The sequence below is a fragment of the Mycetohabitans sp. B2 genome (assembly GCF_021733735.1).
Classification (GTDB): Bacteria; Pseudomonadota; Gammaproteobacteria; order Burkholderiales; family Burkholderiaceae; genus Mycetohabitans; species Mycetohabitans rhizoxinica.
Map to the genome: position 1 here is coordinate 44,462 of NZ_JAHKSP010000023.1, position 21,279 is coordinate 65,740.

The following is a 21,279-nucleotide window of genomic DNA, read 5'->3' on the forward strand; positions in this document are numbered from 1 at the left end:
CACTGGGCACTGAGCATCGAGCGGGGAGCAGGAAAGCACGGTGCACCGTACGTCGAGGCCCGAGTCGTCAGCGTTGCGTCGTCAGCGTTGCAAGGAGTCCTTACTGGCTTGCCGCATGCTGCGCTCGAGCAGCGCATCTAACTGGGCTGGTTTAATCGGCTTGACCAAGTGCGCGTCAAAACCGCTGGCCAACGATCGGGCGCGGTCACCTGGTTGGCCGAAGCCAGACATCGCAACAAGCGTCGAGCCGGACAGGTCCACACTCGAGCGCAATACGCCCGCCACGCCGAACCCGTCGACATTGGGCATGGCCAGGTCGGTCAGCACGAGATCCGGCAGGAACACGCGGGCGATCTCGATCGCGTGCGCGCCATCGTAGGCCACGCGGGCCATGTGGCCCTTGAGTTCGAGCAGGACGGCGAGGCTGTCGGCGGAATCGCGATTGTCGTCCACGACGAGCACCCGTAGGGGTATCGACGGTGTAGACATGACGACGCTGGACGATGCCGGCGGATCCGCCTGTGCTTGATGCCGGGCGATCGGCAACCGTATCGTGAACGTGCTGCCGCTGCCGAGCCCATCACTGGACGCGTCGATCATTCCGCCATGAAGCTCGATCAGCGAGCGGCACAGCGTCAGGCCGATTCCCAGGCCAGTATCGGTTGGATTCTGTGCGTGGTTTTCTTGCACGAACAGGTTAAAGATCGACTTCAGACCCTCCTGCGAGATGCCCCGGCCCTGGTCGATCACGCGCAGGAAGATCATGCGCTTTCCGACAGTGACCTCAATGCTGATCCGAGCGCCGCTGGGCGAGAACTTGGAGGCGTTGTCCAGCAAGTTTTGCACTGCCTGGACCAATCGTGTCATGTCGCCACGGACCCAGGCCGGTTGGGGCGGCAATTGCACGTGCAAACTCTGCCAACGCTCGTCGATGAACGGGCGGGCAGCCTCCACGCTGCGGGCGACGACTTCCGCCATGTCGATGCAGGCCAGGCGCAGCTCCAACTTGCCGGTGGTGATTCGCCCGATGTCCAGCAGATCGTCGACAAGCCGCGTCAAATGGCTGACCTGCCGATCGATCACGTCGCGGCAATGACGCATCGTCGCATCGACATTCGGGACCAGCTGCATCACGCTGACTGCATTACGCACGGGGGCAAGCGGATTGCGCAATTCATGCGCGAGCATCGCGAGAAATTCGCTCATGCGGCGGCTGGACAGCTCTAGTTCCTCCAGACGCTTGCGCTCGGTCATATCGCGCGTCACCATGGTGAAGCCAAGCAGTGCGCCGGCGGCGTCGCGTACCGCCGTGATCACAACATTGGCCCAGAACAATGTGCCGTCCTTGCGCACGCGCCATGCATTGTCCTCGACACGCTCCGTGTTCGCGGCGGCTTGCAACTGCTGCTCAGGCATGCCGTCGGTGTTATCGTCGTCGCGATAGAAGACAGACATATGGCGGCCAATGATCTCTTCTGAACGGTACCCGTTGATCTGCATGGCGCCAGCGTTCCAGCTCGCCACGCGGCCTTGTGGATCCAGCATGCAAATGGCGTAGTCCTTGACCGATTCGACCATCAGTCTGAACCGTTCTTCGCTCTGGCGAAGCTTGTCCTCCTCTGCACGTCGCTCGGTCAAGTCGCGGGTGATTTTTGCGAAGCCGTACAATTCGCCCGATGGCGCGCGCAGCGCTGTGATCACGACATTGGCCCAGAATCTCGATCCGTCCCGACGGACGCGCCAACCCTCATCTTCAACGCGGCCGAATTCGGCGGCATGCCGCAATTCATATTCGGGTTTGCCGTCCGCGATGTCGGCCGGACTGTAGAACACTGAAAAGTGGCGCCCGATGATTTCTTCGGCACGGTATCCTTTAATGTACTGAGCACCGGTATTCCAACTCGCGACGTGGCCTTCCGGATCAAGCATGAAAATCGCGTAGTCCTTGATGTTCTGGACCATCAGTTCGAAAGCGGCAGGATCATGCAGCACAGCTCGCCCTGACATCGTGGTCACCGTTGTTTCCACAGGTTGGCTGGCAGCACTGGGGGTCTGTCTTGCATGGCAGTATGGGTTCTTAGCTATGGCGGTAGGGATTTCCAGTTTGGCATTTTATTGATGAGCTTGCCGCCATCGCTGATACCAGTTCATCAACGGCGTAGCGGAAATGCCGTGGACTACAACTGATGCAGTGACGACGAACAATGCAGTGGACACGATCGCCGTGCTAGCCTGCACACCGTGCTCGACTGCGAAGGCGGTGTAGTAGAACGAACCGATTCCACGGATGCCGAACCAGCTCATCAGGCGACGCTGTGCCGGCGAGGCGCGGGAGCCGGCCAGTGAAATGCCCACCGCGAGTGGGCGAACAAGTAGAAATAGCACGGCCGCCACCATCGCATTGCGCTGGCTTAACAACGGCGCTGGCAAGGTAGTTAGTACATTGCCGATGACGATCATCGTGGCCATTTCCGCGATTTTCTCCAGTTCGATCGTGAAGCCGAGAATGGACTCGGCCATGTAGGCGTGAGCCTTGTCCGGATGTGCCGCAGTCGCCTGAACGTTCTGTGGGTCGAGTGTGCCGATCGTCGCCTGCGCCGTGCGCTCGCCACTGGCACGATGCTCGACACGGCGCATCGCGACACCGGCGGCAAAGACTGCAAGGAATCCGTATGTATGGGCGAGTTCTGCGGCGCCGTACGACAACACAATCAGCCCGAGGGCAAAAAAGCCCTCCAGGCCCAGTGCCTGTGCGTGCCGTGTGCGCAGCCATGCCACTCCATGGGTCGTTGCCCATCCGAGGGTGGCACCGATGCTGATTGCACCGACGCCGCCCCAGAGCGCATGAGCCATGAAGGTCGGGGACAGTGCCGCGGCGATCGGCCTATCCGGTTGGATGCACAAGGCAATGCCTAGGAGCGCGAATGGCATGGCCGCCCCGTCGTTCAATCCGCCTTCGCCGGACAGCGCAAAACGCATTTGGTCCTGATCGCGTGAGTCTTGTACCTGAACGTCGTGGGCCAGCACGGGATCGGTCGGGGCCAGGATGGCGGCTATCAACAGTGCGGGACCGACTGGTAGGTCGAGTACTACCATGCCGAACGCAGTCAATAACGGTATCGTGACGAGCATCGCCAGCACGCCGAGCCTTAGCGGCAAGCCCCAAAGTGGATTGGCCAGCGGCACCCGCAACCGCAAGCCAATGGCGAATAGCGACACGAGCAGGGCCACCTCAGTCAACACTCGCAGCAAATGCGCGTCGCGAAAAATATCCAGCGCGAGTATTCCGGCTCCGGGCGTGCCGAGTGCAGCGCCTATTGCCAGATACAGCATCGCGCTGCTGCAGGGCAGGCGCTTGAGCAGCGAGCCGGCGATGCCCATTACGACGAAGATGCCGCCTACGATGAGGAACCAGGTTGTTTCACACATGATGCATGGGCGCGCTGGGTCGGATAGACGCTCGGGCGCGCATTGTCACGATCCTCGGCGCCGGCCGAATGTGTCCCGCAATGCCTGCTTGGATCGTTCCAGGACCTGGCGGCGCGACACAGGTAAGTGCTTTCCGGCTCGGTTGATGTAAAAATTTAGCATCGACATGGCCGATTGGAACGGCGTGCCGCGACGCCGTGTGCTGTGCATCGACGCGCGCTTAAGCGATTCAGCGATTTGCTGCGCCGTGCCCTGCTTGAAGACATCCGGCTCCAAGTCCAACGCGTGGCTGTGCTGGGTCACGTCGCGTGACCAGCGTTTTGCACGGTTGCCGCAATGGGCAGCGCGCGCTGTCGCGTGACGCTGGCGCGGCGGGCGGCCATTACGGTGCCGGGTGGAGGGATGGGAACGGGTGCTGCTTGTCATGGCGGCCTCTCGGTATGCGACAACGCGCTTTCGCAAGCTTCATGCCCATGCGTCGCCGACTTAGCGGCCCCGGGTCGGGGCGGCAGCAGATTAGCCAGGCATGATTGATGCAATGCCGAAGAGAGTCGAAACAACGGAGCCGTTACGTCTGGCTGTATCACTCACCCTGCCCACACACGGAGTACGCCATGTCACGGATGTCATCGCTGAGGGACAGACAGGCGATCCGCAAGCTTGCTGCCGACGCGAAACCACAATGAATCGCGCTACCGTCGTGCCGCCGTGTCCCATCGTCTGACGGTTTTCATCTGCTTGTGCGACTGGCACGCGCGCAAGGGGTCTAGTCATGTGCCGATGGCCGTTGCCGGCCTTTGATTTGGGGAAAAATGCCATGCTTCGTTACGCTGTTATTTTTTTCATCATTTCTATCATCGCTGCCGTATTCGGCTTTGGCGGGATCGCTACGGGCGCAGCTGAAATCGCAAAAATACTGTTTTTCATCTTCCTCGTGATTTTTCTGGCGACGCTGTTGCTTGGCCTGATCAGGCGATAACCGCTGCTGTATGAAAGACTCGGAGCAACGCAACTTGCATGAGACGGTGGCGGGTGTGCGGATTTCGCATCCCGATCGGGTGATGGATCCGCACACCGGTACCCGCAAAATTGACCTGGTTCGCTATTTCGAATGGGTGGCCCCGGTGTTGCTGCCTCATCTGCGCGCACGGCCTGTCGGGTTATTGCGCGCACCGGGCGGGATCGATGCAGAGTTGTTTTTCCAAAGGCATAGCGATCGGCTTGCGATACCGCATGTCACGCAGCACGAAGGCCTGGACCCTGGACACAAGCCACTGATTACCATCGACGATACGGCGGCGCTGGTGGGGGCCGCCCAGATGGACGTAATCGAACTCCATACATGGAACGCACAGCTTCCTGCCATCGAACATCCCGACCGGGTCGTCTTTGATCTTGATCCCGATCCAGCGTTGCCGTGGCGCGCTATGCTTGAGGCCGCCGAACGTTTGCGCACTGTGTTGGCTGACCTCAGCTTACGGTGCTGGTGCAAAACCAGCGGCGGAAAGGGGTTGCATGTGGTCGTCCCGTTGGACTCACACGCCAGTTGGGACGACACCAAGGCGTTCTCGCAGCGCATTGCCCGCCATATGGCCACCGTCTGGTCAGCGCAGTTTGGTGCAAAAATGGGCGAGCAGAATCGCCGGGGCAAGATCTTCGTCGATTACCTGCGCAACAGCCGCGGCGCAACCACGATCGCCGCCTACGTACCGCGCGCCCGGCCAGGGGGGGCTGTGTCGATGCCCCTCACATGGGACGAGGTGCCTCACACGAGCAGCGCGGCGCAATGGACATTGCGCAACATCGCCGAGCGGCTCGACCGATTAGGCGCGGACCCCTGGGCTGGCTATTGGAGCACGCGCCAGCGCATCACAGCGGCGATGCTTGAGCGCTTGGAGCCGGGCGACGAGAGCGCCTGAGCGCGCCCGCGTGCGAGGCACTCAATCCATACACGCATCTATCGGATGTTATGCCTGACCGCCGCGGTCTATGCCTGTGCTTGGCACTCCGCGGGCTTGCCTTGTTTGGCCAGTTCATCGTTGCTGTGCTCTGTGCCCAGCTTGGTGCCATCAACAGCCATGAATCCGCCAGCACGCTCTGGATACACTGCTTCTCGTGCTTGCGTGCCGTCATCACGCTCATCCTGAGAGCGGCGGCATAGCTGCCATGATGAACTCTTAGCGGATGGCTCAGCATGCATGCCGTGTTTGGCGAGATGCAGCCTTCGAACACCGCACTTGGCATGCCGGAAGCCACGGGGTCAGTGGGTTTGTGCCTGGACTGTCGGGCAGGTACAGACGGTTATCGTGGCAGGCATCGTGGCAGGCACAACAGCGACCTCGCCTGACATCCGACGATGAATGTCTTCCCGCACCGTTGTAAAAAGGGCACGGGTAGGCCGTAGCCACCGCACGCCGGGATCGGCATGTGCTCACCGCATGGCGGCCCATCACGCAATTGGCACGGGTGTTGCTTGTCCATGAGACAGCGGTCCGCGCCGCATTGTGTGTGTGCGGTCGCGCTTGTTTTTCAAAATTGAAGGATTACCGAAAATGCCCCAACTACTGGAACAACGCATGCGTCAGTCGCTGGCATTGACGCCGCGGCTGCAGCAGTCGGTGCGCCTTTTGCAGCTGTCTTCCGTCGAGTTCCAGCAAGAACTGCGCGCGGCGCTGGACTCTAATCCTTTTCTCGAGGACGACTCGTTGAACGGAGTCGAAGATGCGGTACCGGATACGCTGACCAGCGCTGGCTGTGATAGTGGGGACGGCGTATTGCCGTCCTGCGCCGAACCCATCACCAGCGGCACGGAGGCCGCCGGTGTGGCTGCGGAAACACCCTATTCGGATACGGCCACAACGGATTTTGCTGGCGATCCGTATGATCACGGCCCAATTCGTGAGTACAGTGGCGCGGACAACAGCGACCCGACTGCCTGGTTACGCATTCAGCCGTCGCTACGCGAGCAATTGCAGGGCACGTTGTGCCTGTATCGCCTTGATGAGCGCGACCAGGAGTTGGCTCAATTGGTGATTGAGGCGCTGGACGACGATGGTTACCTGCGCCAACCCCTGTCGGAGCTGGCCGCGCTCGCCGAGCTTGGTACGCCACCCACGGACGAGGAGTTGCTGGTTGCGCTACGTTTTGTCCAATCATTGGACAAGCCTGGTATCGGCGCCCGCTCATTGTCCGAGTGCCTGCTGTTGCAGTTGAATGCGATGCCGGATGACACGCCACGGCGCGACATTGCACGTGAGATCATCGTGCATCACTTGGAGCGGTTGGCGCGGCGCGAATTCGGTGAATTGCAGAAGCATATCGGTTGCAGCACGCGCGCGTTGCACGAGGCCTGTGCGCTCATCCGCAAGCTTGATCCGAAGCCCGGCAATGCCTATGGACGGGCTGAGGACAACTATGTTGTGCCGGACGTGATCGTGCGGCAGGCGCGAGACAAGTTTGTCGTTACCGTGAATCCCGCCGTGCTACCGCGCGCTCGGATCAACCGGATGTACGCGGATTTGTTTGCGCAAGCATCGGGTACTAACCGCTCGCCGCTGGGGCAGCAATTGCAGGAAGCGCGCTGGCTGTTGCGTAATGCGCAGCAGCGCTTTGATACGATCCAGCGGGTCGCCGAATGCATCGTGGCCCACCAAAAGGCGTTCTTCCTATACGGTGAAATCGCACTAAAGCCGTTAGTGCTGCGCGACGTCGCGGATGAGCTTGGCCTGCACGAGTCGACGATCTCGCGCGCCACGGGCAACAAATACATGGCGACGCCGCGCGGCATATTCGAGTTCAAGCACTTCTTCCCCCGTGAACTGTGTACCCAGAGCGGCGGAACGTGTTCCGCGGCGGCCGTGCGGGCATTGCTTAAGGAAATGATCGATGCCGAGAATGCACGCGATCCATTGTCCGACGTCACGCTTGCGCGGATGCTGACGCAGCAGGGCATCCAGGTGGCCCGGCGTACCGTGACGAAGTATCGGCAGCAAATGAAGGTGCCGCCGGCAGACTTGCGCCGGCAGGCGTAAAGCCGTCGTTGGCGGCCTGTGCAGCGCGGCGCTTGGAAGCCGGGCGTGGCTGCCCCCGCGTGACCGCGCACCGCGTTGCTCAGCCCCCGTATATGTCGAAATCGAAGTACTTTTGCTCGAGCTTTTTATAAGTACCATCGTTGAGCATGTCGGAGATGGCCTTGTTGATCATCACCTTCAGGTCGGTGTCTTTCTTGCGCAGGCCGATGCTCGCACCGGTACCCAGCGTTTTTTCGTCTTGCAGGCTAGGGCCGACGAATGCGTATCCTTTGCCGCGCGGCGTTTTCAGAAAGCCGACGTCGGCTTGTACCGTGTCCTGCAGCGCCGCGTCTAGGCGGCCAGCGAGTAGGTCGGCATAGACCTGATCCTGATTCTGGTAGGGGACAACCTCGACGCCCTTAGGCGCCCAGTACGTCTTCGCGTATGTTTCTTGAATGGTGCCTTGTTCGACGCCCACGCGCTTACCCTTGAGCGATTCTGGCGTCGGCTGGATGCTCGAGCCGACCTTGGCTACCAGCCGCGTCGGCGTGTTGAACAGTTTGGCCGAGAACGCGACCTGCTTGGCGCGCTGCGGCGTCATTGTCATCGAGGACAGCACGCCGTCAAACTTACGCGCTTTGAGGGCGGGAATCATGCCGTCGAAATTGTTCTCGACCCACATGCACTTGGCGTGCAAGCGACGGCAGATCTCGTTGCCCAGGTCGATGTCGAAGCCGACTAGCTTGCCGTCCGCGGCCTTCGATTCGAAAGGCGGATAGCTCGCGTCGACGCCGAATCGGATAGTGGACCAGTCCTTGGCATAAGCGCCGGCGGATGCGCCGAAGGCGACAACCGCGACAGACATAGCGGCAAATAGTTTTTTCACTTTTAGCCTCCTTTGAGCCTTGGTGGGTTGTGGATTTGCATGCATCCCTCCTGTAAGAGGAACGTATTGGCGGGTGCACCACGCATGAACCGGTGAGCCGCGCGTGCTGCCTCTGCGCCGCGCAGAGTAACAGTCTAGACACGCTGCGTCGAGAGGGTGGCGCTCAAGTATGTATTTAATAGGGACGGGATTGTCGGATCTTGACCGTCGAAAGGCCGTGCGTTGGACTGGATGACGGGGGACAAGTGTGCAGCGGCCTGCGTAAAGTCCCGTACGCAGGCCGTCAACGAACTAAACCAGCGACCGCCGAGCGTGAACACGCATGTGGTGCTGCGCTTGACTTTGCGAGCCTGAATCAACCAGTCAGGCGCTAGGCGCCGCGCGGTGCCGTCGGCGACCACGTTGCGCGGCAGTGCTTGGACGTTGGCCGTCGCCGATGCCATAGACCCAGCCTGCCGCTACCCGACAGCGCCGCCGACGTAGGGCCCCATGCTACGACCCTTCAGCCGTATCAGGCCAAGCAGCATGTCCAGATAGGGCGTTGGCACGCCGCTCATCCGGGCAAGCTCATACGGCGCGCCGACGATTCCATCGATCTCCATCGGCCTGCCGGCTTCGGCATCTTGCAACATCGATGTCTTGAACGCACCGAGTTGGCGCGTCTGAGCATTGCGTTGCTCGACACTCATGCCCATGTCCAGTCCCAGCTTCGCACCGATGGCTTGCGCTTCCCGCATCACTTCGACGACCAGGCGTGCGGTGAGCGGATCGTCCAGGATCACGTCGGCGGTTGAGCTGGTGAGCACGCTGATTGGGTTCATCGTCATGTTGCCCCACAGCTTCGCCCAAATCTCATGTTGGATCGAAGAGGCGAGCGACACGTCGAAACGAGCGTCTCGTAGCAGCCGGACAATCTCATGCTGGACCGCGTCGCCGGTGTCGTGCGGTGCCCGAGCGATTAGCAGGTTCCCCTTGTTGCGCACGATCACGCCGGGTTCGCGCACCGATGCGGCCAGGTGCACGACGAGGCCATCGGCCTGTGCCACGGGCAGCGCCGCGGATACGACGCCGCCAGGGTCTACCGATTCGAGCCGCCGATCGGCGCATGCGCCACCGAATTGGTGCAGGAACCACCACGGCACGCCGTTCATGACCGACACGATCCGCGTGTGCGGGCCGATCAATGGCGCCAGCGATGCTGCTGCATCGACCAGTGCATGGCCTTTCAGGCACACGAACACGATGTCTTGGGCGCCGAGCGCGGCGGGATCGTCTGTGGCGTGCGCGTGCACGATCGTGGGCTCGCCATCCTCGATCAGCGTCAGTCCGCGTGAGTGAATCGCCTCGAGTTGCGCGCCACGGGCCAGCACTTTGACCGGAACACTGGCCTGTGCAAGCCTGCCCGCCAGCAGGCCGCCGACCGCGCCGGCGCCCACGATGGTGATATTTTTGGACATCACGGTGTCACGCCTTGTAGGACGGATCGATGCGCTCGACGCGGCGGATCAACGCAGCCAGCACGGCCTCGCCGGCGCCGGTGTCCGGCGAGAACTGCAACGCGTCGCGCGTGGCGCGCGCAGTGACGTGCGCGGGGATGGGGAGCACGTCACCGCGCATCGACTCAGTCAAAACCTGGATCTCGCACGCGCGATTTAGCGTCCACAGCAAGACGAACGCGTGCGCCAGCGTGCGCCCGTGCGACAGCAATCCGTGGTTGCGCAGGATTAGCAGGCGCTTGTCGCTGAGCGAAGCCAATAGCCGCTGCTGTTCATCTGCATGCACGGTGATGCCCTCGAATGTGTGATAGGCGACCATATCGTGCAGCTGTGCCGCATAGAAGTTCGAATACGACAATCCGTCGTGCATGCAGGCGACCGCCAGCCCGGCAGATGTATGTACGTGCATCACGCAATGTGCATCGTCCACGTTGCGATGGATCGCACTGTGAATGATGTAGCCGGCCGGGTTGATCGGATAGTCGCTGGTGCTCAGGATGTTGCCGTCCACGTCGATCTTCACCAGATTCGACGCAGTCACCTCATCATAGGTAAGGCCGAACGGATTGATCAGAAAATGCTTGTTTGGCCCCGGCACACGAAGCGTGATGTGATTGAAGATCAGTTCGGTCCAGCCGAGCAGGTGGAAGACCCGATAGGTGGCGGCGAGTTGCACGCGGGCGTGCCATTCGTCGGCAGTGCACCAGGACGGGGGCGCCGTATGCTGCGGTGTGGCCATGTTCGTCTCCTTGTGGCCGGCACATCATGCCGGTCGTGCCGGATCGGGCATCGGTGACTATCGTAACGGCTTATCGATGTGAGTGCAACCGATATGATGCGTGCGCACGCATCATATCGGTTGCCGGATGACGCAGAGAGCTGGCAGCGGGGCTGGGTGGGGGCCGTGGTGGTGCGGCTTGATGGAGCAGACTGGAAAAGTGGATTGACAGAGGGTATCGCCAAAAAGTGTAAGCAGGCAGCGTAAGCAGAGCGCCGGGGTAGCAATGGTATGCTGGATGCTCGTTTCACCATCGATTGTCAATGTCCCGATCGTCCATGCGTACCCGACGTCCTGCTCCGAGCCCGATCGACCAGCTTTTCACTTATCGGCTGCATTGGCTCAAAAAGCTGACCGACAAGGTAATGAACGACGCATTTGTTGCCCGCCTGGGATTGCCGTTGACCGAGGCGCGCGTGCTGCTCAGCGTCGGCTCGTTCGGTCCGTTGTCGGTATCGGATCTCGGGCGCGCGTCGAACTTGGATCGCAGTCAGGCGAGTCGCGCCACCGACGTGCTTGGCAAGAAGGGTTTGCTGACTAAAGAAGCGGACGAGGAAGACGGTCGTGGCGTGCGCATCGTGCTCACGACGAAAGGAGCCTTGTTGTTTCGCAAGGCCGCATCGATTTCCCGCGAACGCAACGATGCGATCCTCGCGGCGTTGTCCGAGGCTGAACGCGCGGCGCTGGACCAGGCGCTAGACAAGATTTTCGCGAGTGTGCTGCAAGGATAACGTGTGGCGCGGGCATCCGGGCCGGCACACATCCGAGACGCCAATGCCCCATTCTTGCTGGGATAAATTGCCGCGATGATCGCATAAGCGCCGTGCGCAGTCATTGGAATGTTTGCTCGATCCTTTCGAGGGTTTTTCCGCGTAAATTAGACAGACAGGTCTGCCTATTATCGATTTGTCACGACTCCGATGGCCCAACACTGGGCTCGACCGCTCGCCGGTAACCGTCGTAGTGGACGAGATTGCAAAAATGGCGGACCTGGTTCGTGCAAGTGACCGCGCGCTTCGGCCTGGGCGCGTCGCGGATCCCGCTTTGCTTTACGGTATCGGCTGTCCGTCGCCGGCACGCTTGCAATCTTCAACGCATAAACAATATGGAGTCTGCCTTGAACCAATTGATTTCAAAGACGTTGACGCGCATGTCTTGTGCCGTTGCTATGGGCCTTGGCCTGTTGGCCGTCTCTGGCATGGCACGCGCCGACGATGCGCAGCCGAACAGCGAACCCTGCGACGCGCCTTGGGACGCCAAGACGATCTACCAGGGCGGTGAGGTAGTCAGTTACGCCGGGCGAAACTACACTGCGGCCTACTGGACGCAGGGCAACGCGCCAGACCTGAACAGTGGCGACGGTAATACTGGCCAGCCGTGGCGTGTCGGGCAAACTTGCAATGCGGTCGCCAACGTGGCTAGCGGCAATCCGGACGCCAATTTCTCCCCTGCGACACTGCAATTCTTGAAGAAGAACACGGGTTTGGACGGCGAGCAGTGGAACAACATCATGAAGCTAATCAACAAGCCGGAGCAGGACTCGCTGCAATGGACGAAGTACTATGGGTACTGTCAGAACATCCATGATGATCGTGGCTATACGATCGGGATTTTCGGCGCGACCACGGGCGGTTCGAACGATACCGGACCTGACGGTCCCGAGCTATTCAAGACGTTCGATGCGCTCAGTGGTGCCAAGATTCCGTCTGCGGAAGGCGGACTGACCCGCATTGGCGCGCATGGCAAGATGTCCGGCTCGATTTTAAAGATCTCGGACAGCAGCAAGATTTTTTGCAGCAAGGTCAAAGCCCAACAGAACAACCCGACGTGGCGCGAGGCGATGTGGCGCACGTTCTATAACGTGGACATCCAATACAGCGTGCAACAGGCTCGCCAGCGCGGCTTTAACAGCGCGCTGACGATCGGATCGTTCGTTGACACGGCATTGAACCAGGGGGCGGACGGCGGCGGGGACTCGCTGAAGGCGCTGCTCGCGCGCTCCGGCGATAGCCCGAACGAGAAGACCTTTATGACGCGGTTCTATGCCGAACGGGCCAAGGTCGTCGACACGCACGACTACAATACCTCGCCCAACGGTAAAAACCGGGTCAAGCAATGGAGCAAGCTGATGGACCAAGGCGAAACGGACTTGAAGAACGCCGACGCGGCGATCGTCAAGGTCACGAACTGGCAATTGCACTAGCCGTCGGGCGTCACAGGGCCGTCAGCCGCGGCGCGTCGTGCGCGGCGGGCGGCTTAGACGCCGAGCAACTCCACCTCGAACACGAGCGTTGCATTCGGCGGGATGACACCGCCTGCGCCGCGTGCGCCATAGCCCAATTGCGGCGGGATCGTCAGCCGGCGCACGCCGCCCACGCGCATTCCCTGCACGCCTTCGTCCCAGCCTCGGATGACCATGCCGGCGCCCAGTGCGAACGAAAACGGCTGGTTGCGGTCCTTGCTGGAATCGAACTTCTGTCCGTCGATAAGCCAGCCGGTGTAGTGCACGCTGACCGTCTGGCCTGCTTGAGCTTGCGCGCCGGCACCTTTGGTCAAATCATCGTATTGCAGCCCGGAGGCGGTCGTTACAGTGGCCATGGCGGGAATTCCTTGAGTCAAAAGCCGACATCGTAGCGCAAACGGCCGGGCACCAGCGGGATCGAGCCTTGCTAGAAGGGGAGCCTTGCTGAGGTCTGGCTCCGACTTGCACAGGCAGTGGCGTGAGCCGGATCCTTTGTCGGCGCGGATCGTGACAGCGCCAGCGCGATGCCTATAATACCCGTCACGGCTTGGCGTTCCGGTCCGTGCTTTGCCAAATGGAGAAATTGTATTGAGTCGCTCTATTCCTGCATCGGGCAACTTTGACGGTGAGCCCGACGATGCATTGGCCGCCCGCGCGGCCTACCTGCAGACCGTTGCCGCCTTATTTGCGCGCGATCGCGTGTTGTCGGTGGCGTCGCATGACTTGCGCAGTCCGCTCAACGGCATTCACAGTTGGATCTACGTCTTGGAGAGCAAGGTGGGGCAGGCCGAGCCCACCATTGCGCGAGCATTGGCCGGCTTGCGCACGGGCGTGGAGCAGCAGGTACGCATCATCGAAGATGTCATCGATGCTACCCGCGCGCAAAGCAAGGCGCTGCCGCTGGACAAGATGATGCTCGACGTCGAACGTATCGTCGCGCACGTTGTGCAATGTCTGGATGCGACTTTCGCGCGCGAACGCGCCACGGCGATCGAGGTACGTTGGCCGCCGTCGCGTATCTCGATCGTGGCGGACGGCGCGCGCATTGCGCAGGCGCTGTGGGCGGCGTTGGCGTATGCCGTGGACGCATCGCGTCCTGGCGGGGCGGTCAGCATGGAAAACGTCTTTGAGGACGGCGTATGGCGGGCGAGTATCCGGTTCCAGCCGTCCGATGCGCTGACTAACCCGGACTTGCCCCATGCGTTCGAACCATTCCTGCGCGGGACGACACCGGTGCAGGGCACCGACGGGATGCCGCTCGCCCTGTCCGTCACGCAGCGCGTCGTGCTGGCGCACGGCGGCAAATCGAGTGCGGCGAGCGGGACCGATGGTTTCACCTCGATCGCGTTGACGTTGCCCGAGCGCGGATGAGCAGGCCGCCGGGCGTCGCGCTGTCAACCGCAGGCCCGCTTGCGATCATGGCGCGTGCGGCGTGCGCGCCTCGTCGGCCGCGTTGCCGTGCAGCGTACCCAGGGCGGCGCGTGATGCCGTGCAGCTGGGCTGCCCCGCATCTGCTACGTGACACCAGACGCATACGGAGACGGCGCGCCGGAGCTATCATCGACATCATGAACGAGGCTTCTGACCGTTTTGTCGCGTTCCATCCGTGGAATGACACAGGGCGCGACTTCGTCGTCGGGGATTTGCACGGCTGCACCGATGCGCTGCGCTATCTGTTAGCGCAGGTGAGGTTCCATGGGGCGCACGACCGTCTGTTTTCGGTGGGAGACCTGGTCGATCGTGGGGAGCATCCTGTTGAGGCGCTCACGTTGTTAGAAATGCCATGGTTCTTCGCGGTCAAGGGCAATCACGAGGCGGTGATGTGCGACGTGGCCGACGGCGTGTTGCCACAGACGGTTTGGGACTCGGTAGGCGGTGCGTGGGCGCGCGCGCTGCCGGCCGAGATGCTGAGCCGCTACGCGGCGCACGTCAGGCGCTTGCCGCTGGCGCGTGTCGTAGGCAGCGGCGAGCGGCGCTTCAACGTGCTGCATGCTGAGTTCTTCGGCGACGACCTCACGCTGGATGCCGCGCAATTTGATGAGCGCACGCGCGCGCGCCTACTATGGGGGCGGCAGTTGATCACAGGCCGGGGCGACCCGCGCGTGCAGCGGGGACTATCGCATACTTACTGCGGACATACGCCGGTGCCCGAGGTCCGCACGGTTGGCGCGCAGACGTTCGTCGATACAGGCGCGTTCTTGCCGCATGGTGTGCTGTCGATAGTGAATGTGCATAGCGGCCGCATCCATGCGATCTCGACTCACGAGGCGCTGCGGCGGGGTGCCGCGTCGTTGGACTGGCCCACGCACGGTTAGCCGACCTGGGTCAGTTCGAACACGACGTCGATGCGGCTGCCGTTCCAGTTGTATTCCAGATAGGCGGCATGGTGGCATTGCCGCAGCAGCGTGGTCCGGAACGCTGCCAGGCACTCGCCCTGCGGGTCGCGCACGGAAGGATACGCGATGCCCGCATGGCCCGCATGGCGGGCGGCTGTGCCGAGCGCCTGGCCGAATGTGTAGTCATGCGGATGCAGGATGGTCGGCGCGAGGGCATCGCGTTGCTCACGCAGATCCAGCACGCTGCCTTGGGCGTTAACCGTGTAGAGTCGCATTGGCTGGCGCATCGGCGGCTCATGCGTTGCCGACAGGAACAACGCGGTGTGATAGCGCGTTTCGGCGATCGCGGTACGTGCGTCGCGCGCGCAATAGAACACGCCGAATGTGCCCGGCGAGAAGCGACTGCCAGCGGGATTCAGATGGGTGAGCGCCGCCATGATCGGACCGTAGCCTGGACCGAAGCGGCGCTCCTCGGGGGGCACCAGGTCGATTTCGCCGACTTCAGTGCGCAGGCGATCGTTGGTGATCGCCTCGAGCGCGTACAGCGCGTCGAAGTCGCTGGCTGATGCGATACGATCGAACAGGTTGATCGCCGGCAAGCGTGTTGGCACGACCCGGTAGGCAGGCTGCCACTGGAGCGTGGCGATGGGCCAGCAGCCCGGGTCGCGTAGCGCCGCAAGGGGTGGCTCCCGGACCTCACTTTGGGTGTTGCCGGAAGGCTGAGCAGTGCTGTACTCGTCGTTCAAGCCCAACCTCCGCGCATTGCGTCAAGGTATTGCCGCACGGCGACCAGGTCGCTGAGATTGCCTGCCAGCATCCGGTCCAGCGCGCGCTTGCCGTTGAACGGTGGCGCGCTGTTGGGTCGCTTGACCCAGCCGTCGGCGAGATCCGGCTGCGGCAGCAGGATCTGCAGCGCCTTGTAAATGCCGAGCAAATGCGAGAGCCGCTCGAGCGTATCGCGTGACAGCCGTGCCGCATCGGGCGCGGCCTTCCACTTGAAGAACGTCGAGCGCCCCGGGGAGCCCAGCAGCACGAGTTGTTCATCGACCGACAGTTGCCAGTCATGGGCAATATTGAAGAACGCACGCAGTCCAGCGGTGGACATTTCGGCCAGCGTTGGCTGGCTGGTGGGCGGTATCGGCGCGGCGGCCCCGTCAGCGACTCGAATTGGACGGCTCATCGGGTACCTCATCTAAGTGTGAACTATTAGGCTAATATAGTCCATACAAAGATTTTTACAAGTCGGCCAAACGGCTAATTCACTTGCTTGGCACTCCGTGCTCGTCCAGGCGCGCGAACAGCAGGCGATCTGCCAGCCACACTGCGATCAACGTCATGCCTATCAACGGGAACACGACGCCGGTCGCGGTTATGCGAGCGTATCGACCACACCACCGTCCACGCGCAATGCGGCACCGGTTGTGGCGCTGGCTTGCGGCGAGCACACGTACACGACCATGTTCGCGACTTCCTCGGGCGTGGCCGCACGACGCAGGATCGAGCTGCCGCGATGGGTCACGACGAATTCGTCGGCGGCTTGCTCGACGCTTTTACCTTGTTCACGCGCCGGTTGTTCGAGCATCGCCCGAAAGCCCGCCGACAGCGTTGGCCCCGGTAGTACGGAATTGACGGTGACGCCGCTGCCGGCTGCGTATTTCGCGATGCCGCGCGCGATCGACAACTGCCCGGTCTTGGAGAAGCCGTATGCAAGCATGTCTGGTGGGATGTTGAGCGCCGACTCCGATGAGATGAACACCACACGCCCCCAGCGGCGCTCCATCATGCCTTTCAGGTAGCTGCGTGTCAGCCGCACGCCGGACATGATGTTCGCTTCGAAATAGCGGTGCCAATCCTCGTCGGGCGTCGAGAAGATGTCACCGGGCCCGAACACGCCAAGGTTATTCACCAGGATGTCGACGTCGGGAAACGTGGCGCTGAACGCATCACAACCGTGTGCATACGACAGGTCCGCGGCGAAGCCGCGCAGCGCGGCGTCCGGCACGGCTGCGCGGATCGTGCGCAATGCGTTGTCTACGCAATCCTGCTTGCGGCCGTTGACGATCGTGAGCGCGCCGGCTGCGGCCAAACCTGTCGCGATCGCGAGTCCAATGCCGGCGGTCGAGCCGCTGACGGCGGCGGTTTTTCCTGACAGATCGATTTTCATCGCGAATGCTCCACTTGTTGACAGTGAAAGGAGGTCGTCGGGAGTGTCATCGTAGCGAAAGCTTGCCGGGCCAGCTTGGTGTGCTGACCGGCACGATGCCGTGCGCGTCGTCATGCGCTCAATCGTAGCGCATGCGCCGCCGACATGAGAACCCGGTGAGCGTGTCACGCCACAAAAAAATGCCGCAACTCGGGGCACGTTCCCCGGTTGCGGCCTTTGCTCCGTGCGCGCGCCGAGCGCGGCACGTGTTGCTCGCTTACGCTGCAGCGTCCTTGAGCTTCTTCAGCGCACGTGTCTTGATGCGAACCGTGGCCGGCTTTGCATCAAACCAGCGTTCCTCGCCGGTAAACGGATCCTTGCCGAAACGGCGCTTCTTGGCCGGCACGGCTTGCACCGTGATTTTCAGCAGGCCGGGCAGCGTGAACTCGCCCACGCCCTTTTTGTGCACGGCGCCGAGGACCGTCTGCTCCAGCGCGGCGAGCACGGCCTTAGCGGCCTTGGGCTCGACTTGTGCGCGTTCGGCGATATGGGCGCTGAGGCTGGCCTTCGTGAAAGTCTCCTTGATCGGGGCAGCGACGCCGTTGGCGACAGCCACCTTTTTCGCAGGGGCTTTCTTTGCAGGGGCCTTTTTGGCAGGGGCCTTTGTCGCAGCAGCTTTTTTCGCTACAGGTTTTGCAGAGGTTTTCGTCGTCGGTTTTTTTGTGGCCATCGTATTGAAATGCCCGGTAGTTAAGAACCCTCGCCGGAGCCGCGCGTCACGCGTTTATCCGACGAGTGGCTTATTCTACGTTGGCTGATGGACTTGTCGCTAGCTACGTTCTCTTAAGCGCAACATTGTTGACGTCTTTGGACTCGGTGCGGCATGCGGCGATGAGGCGCGTACCTGCATGCTGCACGCTTAGCACCGGGATATCCTGCATCCAAGAGGGGACGGCCGCGGCGCAGCGCTGCGTGGTCGTGCCGCGGTCACCGCCTAACAGCGTGTCATCGCAGGGCGCCTGTGATCGAGCTGACGTGTCCTGTCCGGCTGATGCCCATCTGCGAACCGTTCTTCGGCTCTCATGGCTTGCACAGGTCATCGACGTGAGCGCGAACGTGGCGTGGACTTGTTTCGACACGGACAACGGTGCATTGCACTGAAGCAGGCTGCTGGCTTGCGAGCAACGCATCGCACGGCATCGGCAACTTGTGGTGATTGTGTTGGCGCCGGCAATGACGCGGTGATCGCGTTGCAGCGGGCTGCACGGCTGCCGCTCGGCGACATGCAACGTGGGTTCATCCGCGACTATGCGGTGACGGGCCAGTCGATCAATGCGGCTGCCGCAGGTCGGCGATTGTCCCTATTGAAATAGCCGAAGCCGGCTAAGACGGCTCACGGCACTAAAACGTTGCTATGAGCGCGGCTGCATGTTGATCAGCTGCACGTCAAGCGCCTGGCTCGATATCGGTGGCCGGTAGGCTTTCCAGCGTGCTCGCACGAATGGCCGCTCGTGGCCGGACAGTTGAAGTGCGATCCGTGTGACCCACCGGTGAGTCGGTGCATGATAGCTGTGCAGCGATAGGGCGAGCCCGATCAGGCTCGCGGCTACGACCCAGCGCGACACGCGCGCGGCCGGGTTAGGCTCATGCTGTGCTGCCCATGCGATCCAGCCCAGCGACACAGCCGCGCCAAGCGCGCAGCCGGCAACTACTTCGGATACCGAATGAGCATCCAGCACGACTCGCGATACGCCGATGGCGGCACCCGCGATGAGGCCCGCGGCCAGCACCACCAGTCGCAGCATGACCGGTGCGCCGCGCGTGCTTAGGAACGCTGCGGCCGGCAGTACCGCGGTCGCCAGCATCGAATGGCCGCTGATGCCGGTGAAATCCAGTGAGCGTATACCAATGCCCCAGCCGAGGAAGGCCACCTTGGTGACCAGCACGAGCGCGATACCGGCGCCGAGAAGGCCGGACCACGCGAGCGCGCTGCGCCAGGTATGGCTCACGCCGAGCCACAGCGCGATGGCCGCGGCGACGGGCAGCATGACGCCCGCCCCGCCAAACGCGGTAATGAGGGCCCAGGTGGTCGGCGCAAGGTCTGGCATGGTTGGGGCAATGACGCGAAATCGACAAGGGGCGGGTTGCGGTATGGCACAAGTATAACCGCGTGCATGGCGTGCCTTGGCCACGACATTCGGTCGGCTGCCAACAGCATTTGAGAAATAGTGATATGGCGCAATACACAAATGCGCCGGCGCTGACCTGACCGGCGCCACTGACCGATGCGTATCGTGGAGGAGCGATTCATGCTAGAGAGCGTCAGACGATACCTCGGCGGACCGCTTAGCGAGCGCGTGATGCGCCGCTGTTGCGCAGCCAAGACGGAACGGGCGAGCGGCCTCGCGCGGGTCAGGGTTTCCCTTATTGGCCGTGGCAAGCGTGGATCATGCCGACTGGCCGGCGCGCGGACGCTCCAGGTTCGGCAGCAGGATGGTGACGATGCCGATCAATGGCAGGAACGCACACACGTGGTAGACGAACCGCACGCTGGTGGTGTCGGCCAGCCAGCCGAGCACGGCGGCGCCCACGCCGCCCATGCCGAACGCAAAGCCGAAGAACAGGCCGGCGATCATGCCCACCTTGCCGGGGATCAGCTCCTGTGCATACACGAGGATCGCGGAGAAGGCCGATGCGATCACCACGCCGATGATGACCAGCAGCACGCTGGACCAGAACAGGTTGGCGTACGGCAGCGCCAATGTGAAGGGGGCGACGCCGAGAATCGATGCCCATATCACATACTTGCGACCGATCCGGTCACCGATGGGGCCGCCGATCACCGTGCCGGCGGCGACTGACGCGAGGAAGATGAACAAATGAACCTGTGCCGATTGCACCGACAGGTGGAATTTGTCAATCAGGTAAAAGGTGAGGTAACTGTTGATGCTGGCCAAGTAAAAGTATTTCGAGAATATCAACAGCATGAGCACACCGATGGCGGTGGCGATGCGCGAGCGCGCCAACGCCACGTGGGCCGTGCTGGAGCGGGACTTTTTCGTGGATGGATGGCTACGGTACCAGCGTCCGACATTGAACAGGATCACGATGCCGACCAGCGCCGCGAGCGAAAACCAGGCGATGCTCGGCTGTCCGTGCGGGATGATGATCCAAGCGGCCAGCAACGGTCCGAGTGAGGTGCCGAAGTTGCCGCCGACCTGAAACAGCGACTGTGCGAGTCCGTGACGGCCGCCAGAGGCCATGCGTGCGACGCGCGAGGACTCGGGATGGAACACCGACGAGCCGCAACCGACGAGCGATGCGGCCAGCAACAGCATCGGGAAAGTGCCGGCCACGGACATCAGAAGCAATCCACACAATGTGAAACCCATGCCGATGGGCAGCGAGAACGGTTTCGGGTGCTTGTCGGTGTACAGGCCCACGAGCGGCTGCAGCAGCGAGGCCGTGACCTGGTAGGTCAGCGTGATCAGCCCGATCTGGCCGAAGCTCAATTGGAAGTTGGCCTTGAGCATCGGATAGATTGCCAGGATCAACGACTGAATCATGTCGTTGAGCAGGTGCGAGACGCTGATTGCGCCGAGCACCGAGAACACGGTTGCGCCAGCCCGCGTGGTGGTGGCGCTGAGTGTAGCGCCACCGGAATTACCTGCGGCGGCCGCGGTCTGTTTGTCGAGCGTGGACATCGATTTTTCTCGTCTGTGGGTCGAGGGCTGCGGTAGCCGATGCGGGCGTACCATCATGGTGCGACGTTGAGTTTAATTTGGCTTAAACACGCTGTCAGGACAATTATTGTCGAGAATCGGTCAAGCTCGCCGGGCCGCATCGGCGTTGCATGCACCGTGACCGAAAAAGCCGCTGGCTCGCTTCCTGTCAGGCCGAGTTGACGCGAATGCAAGCGAGTCGATCGCAGTGTCGTAGAGCGGATGAGCGGCCCCACG

Annotated in this window: 21 protein-coding genes and 1 pseudogene; 8 read left to right on the plus strand and 14 right to left on the minus strand. The window is 61.9% G+C overall.

All coding sequences use genetic code 11. From position 1 onward, the window contains the following. Positions 1 to 81 precede the first annotated feature (81 nt). The 3 genes from KPG66_RS05525 to KPG66_RS05535 all read right to left on the minus strand — a co-directional run bounded on the left by KPG66_RS05525 (position 82) and on the right by KPG66_RS05535 (position 3,855). Positions 82 to 2,007, minus strand: coding sequence for a PAS domain-containing hybrid sensor histidine kinase/response regulator (locus KPG66_RS05525; protein WP_049786367.1), 1,926 nt, complete (start codon positions 2,005 to 2,007; stop codon positions 82 to 84). 105 nt (positions 2,008 to 2,112) lie between these two features. Further along, on the minus strand, positions 2,113 to 3,429 hold the full coding sequence (locus tag KPG66_RS05530; RefSeq protein WP_237070220.1) for a cation:proton antiporter: 1,317 nt from the start codon (positions 3,427 to 3,429) through the stop codon (positions 2,113 to 2,115). Positions 3,430 to 3,474: 45 nt separating this feature from the next. Beyond that, positions 3,475 to 3,855 carry a DUF3175 domain-containing protein gene (locus KPG66_RS05535; RefSeq protein ID WP_041753368.1) on the minus strand — a complete coding sequence of 127 codons (381 nt, stop codon included), beginning with the start codon at positions 3,853 to 3,855 and terminating at the stop codon, positions 3,475 to 3,477. 391 nt (positions 3,856 to 4,246) lie between these two features. Here KPG66_RS05535 and KPG66_RS05540 point away from each other — a divergent pair, with 391 nt between their 5' ends. From KPG66_RS05540 to KPG66_RS05550, 3 genes and pseudogenes are all read left to right on the plus strand, one after another. Further along, positions 4,247 to 4,408: a DUF1328 domain-containing protein gene (locus KPG66_RS05540; protein WP_041753371.1), complete on the plus strand. Its 162-nt coding sequence runs from the start codon at positions 4,247 to 4,249 to the stop codon at positions 4,406 to 4,408. A gap of 46 nt (positions 4,409 to 4,454) precedes the next feature. Further along, positions 4,455 to 5,348 (plus strand): annotated as a pseudogene (ligD, locus tag KPG66_RS05545) (non-homologous end-joining DNA ligase); the annotation flags it as partial. Between the two features lie 633 nt (positions 5,349 to 5,981). Then, positions 5,982 to 7,460 (plus strand): RNA polymerase factor sigma-54, encoded by a 1,479-nt coding sequence (locus tag KPG66_RS05550; RefSeq protein ID WP_237070221.1) that lies wholly within the window; start codon positions 5,982 to 5,984, stop codon positions 7,458 to 7,460. Positions 7,461 to 7,539: 79 nt separating this feature from the next. Here KPG66_RS05550 and KPG66_RS05555 read toward each other — a convergent pair whose 3' ends face one another. The 4 genes from KPG66_RS05555 to KPG66_RS05570 all read right to left on the minus strand — a co-directional run bounded on the left by KPG66_RS05555 (position 7,540) and on the right by KPG66_RS05570 (position 10,560). Next, positions 7,540 to 8,325: an ABC transporter substrate-binding protein gene (locus KPG66_RS05555; protein ID WP_237070222.1), complete on the minus strand. Its 786-nt coding sequence runs from the start codon at positions 8,323 to 8,325 to the stop codon at positions 7,540 to 7,542. A 134-nt stretch (positions 8,326 to 8,459) separates the two neighbouring features. After that, positions 8,460 to 8,768, minus strand: a complete 309-nt coding sequence (locus KPG66_RS05560; RefSeq protein WP_237070223.1) for a hypothetical protein — start codon at positions 8,766 to 8,768, stop codon at positions 8,460 to 8,462. 15 nt (positions 8,769 to 8,783) lie between these two features. Further along, a complete protein-coding gene (locus KPG66_RS05565; protein ID WP_041753374.1) occupies positions 8,784 to 9,782 on the minus strand; it encodes a 2-dehydropantoate 2-reductase in 999 nt (332 codons plus the stop codon). 7 nt (positions 9,783 to 9,789) lie between these two features. Continuing rightward, positions 9,790 to 10,560 (minus strand): class II aldolase/adducin family protein, encoded by a 771-nt coding sequence (locus KPG66_RS05570; RefSeq protein ID WP_013435003.1) that lies wholly within the window; start codon positions 10,558 to 10,560, stop codon positions 9,790 to 9,792. Between the two features lie 302 nt (positions 10,561 to 10,862). Here KPG66_RS05570 and KPG66_RS05575 point away from each other — a divergent pair, with 302 nt between their 5' ends. After that, positions 10,863 to 11,330, plus strand: a complete 468-nt coding sequence (locus tag KPG66_RS05575) for a MarR family winged helix-turn-helix transcriptional regulator (RefSeq protein ID WP_237070224.1) — start codon at positions 10,863 to 10,865, stop codon at positions 11,328 to 11,330. 386 nt (positions 11,331 to 11,716) lie between these two features. Further along, on the plus strand, positions 11,717 to 12,802 hold the full coding sequence (locus KPG66_RS05580; protein ID WP_237070225.1) for a chitosanase: 1,086 nt from the start codon (positions 11,717 to 11,719) through the stop codon (positions 12,800 to 12,802). A gap of 53 nt (positions 12,803 to 12,855) precedes the next feature. On the opposite strand, the gene KPG66_RS05585 is transcribed toward KPG66_RS05580, so the two are convergent. After that, positions 12,856 to 13,197, minus strand: a complete 342-nt coding sequence (locus tag KPG66_RS05585; RefSeq protein ID WP_041753377.1) for an FKBP-type peptidyl-prolyl cis-trans isomerase — start codon at positions 13,195 to 13,197, stop codon at positions 12,856 to 12,858. Positions 13,198 to 13,429: 232 nt separating this feature from the next. On the opposite strand from KPG66_RS05585, the gene KPG66_RS05590 reads away from it, so the two are divergent. Both KPG66_RS05590 and KPG66_RS05595 read left to right on the plus strand, forming a co-directional pair. Further along, positions 13,430 to 14,212, plus strand: coding sequence for a sensor histidine kinase (locus KPG66_RS05590; protein WP_083813435.1), 783 nt, complete (start codon positions 13,430 to 13,432; stop codon positions 14,210 to 14,212). Positions 14,213 to 14,409: 197 nt separating this feature from the next. Further along, positions 14,410 to 15,156, plus strand: coding sequence for a metallophosphoesterase (locus KPG66_RS05595; protein ID WP_041754193.1), 747 nt, complete (start codon positions 14,410 to 14,412; stop codon positions 15,154 to 15,156). On the opposite strand, the gene KPG66_RS05600 is transcribed toward KPG66_RS05595, so the two are convergent. The 4 genes from KPG66_RS05600 to KPG66_RS05615 form a co-directional block, all read right to left on the minus strand. Next, positions 15,153 to 15,824: an RES family NAD+ phosphorylase gene (locus KPG66_RS05600; RefSeq protein ID WP_237070243.1), complete on the minus strand. Its 672-nt coding sequence runs from the start codon at positions 15,822 to 15,824 to the stop codon at positions 15,153 to 15,155. The two genes, KPG66_RS05595 and KPG66_RS05600, sit on opposite strands and share 4 nt — an antisense overlap. Positions 15,825 to 15,919: 95 nt before the next feature. Continuing rightward, positions 15,920 to 16,357, minus strand: a complete 438-nt coding sequence (locus tag KPG66_RS05605; protein WP_237070226.1) for an MbcA/ParS/Xre antitoxin family protein — start codon at positions 16,355 to 16,357, stop codon at positions 15,920 to 15,922. A gap of 189 nt (positions 16,358 to 16,546) precedes the next feature. Then, entirely contained in the window at positions 16,547 to 17,341 is a 795-nt protein-coding gene (locus KPG66_RS05610) for an SDR family NAD(P)-dependent oxidoreductase (RefSeq protein ID WP_041753382.1), read from the minus strand. 256 nt (positions 17,342 to 17,597) lie between these two features. Then, positions 17,598 to 18,050 (minus strand): HU family DNA-binding protein, encoded by a 453-nt coding sequence (locus KPG66_RS05615; RefSeq protein WP_013435012.1) that lies wholly within the window; start codon positions 18,048 to 18,050, stop codon positions 17,598 to 17,600. A 391-nt stretch (positions 18,051 to 18,441) separates the two neighbouring features. Between KPG66_RS05615 and KPG66_RS05620 the strand changes: the two genes are divergently transcribed. Further along, positions 18,442 to 18,693, plus strand: coding sequence for a hypothetical protein (locus tag KPG66_RS05620; RefSeq protein WP_237070227.1), 252 nt, complete (start codon positions 18,442 to 18,444; stop codon positions 18,691 to 18,693). Positions 18,694 to 18,732: 39 nt separating this feature from the next. Here KPG66_RS05620 and KPG66_RS05625 read toward each other — a convergent pair whose 3' ends face one another. Then, a complete protein-coding gene (locus KPG66_RS05625; protein WP_041753384.1) occupies positions 18,733 to 19,428 on the minus strand; it encodes a phosphatase PAP2 family protein in 696 nt (231 codons plus the stop codon). A 339-nt stretch (positions 19,429 to 19,767) separates the two neighbouring features. Beyond that, complete coding sequence (locus tag KPG66_RS05630; RefSeq protein ID WP_237070228.1) at positions 19,768 to 21,024, minus strand: MFS transporter; 1,257 nt, start codon at positions 21,022 to 21,024, stop codon at positions 19,768 to 19,770. Positions 21,025 to 21,279: the final 255 nt, after the last annotated feature.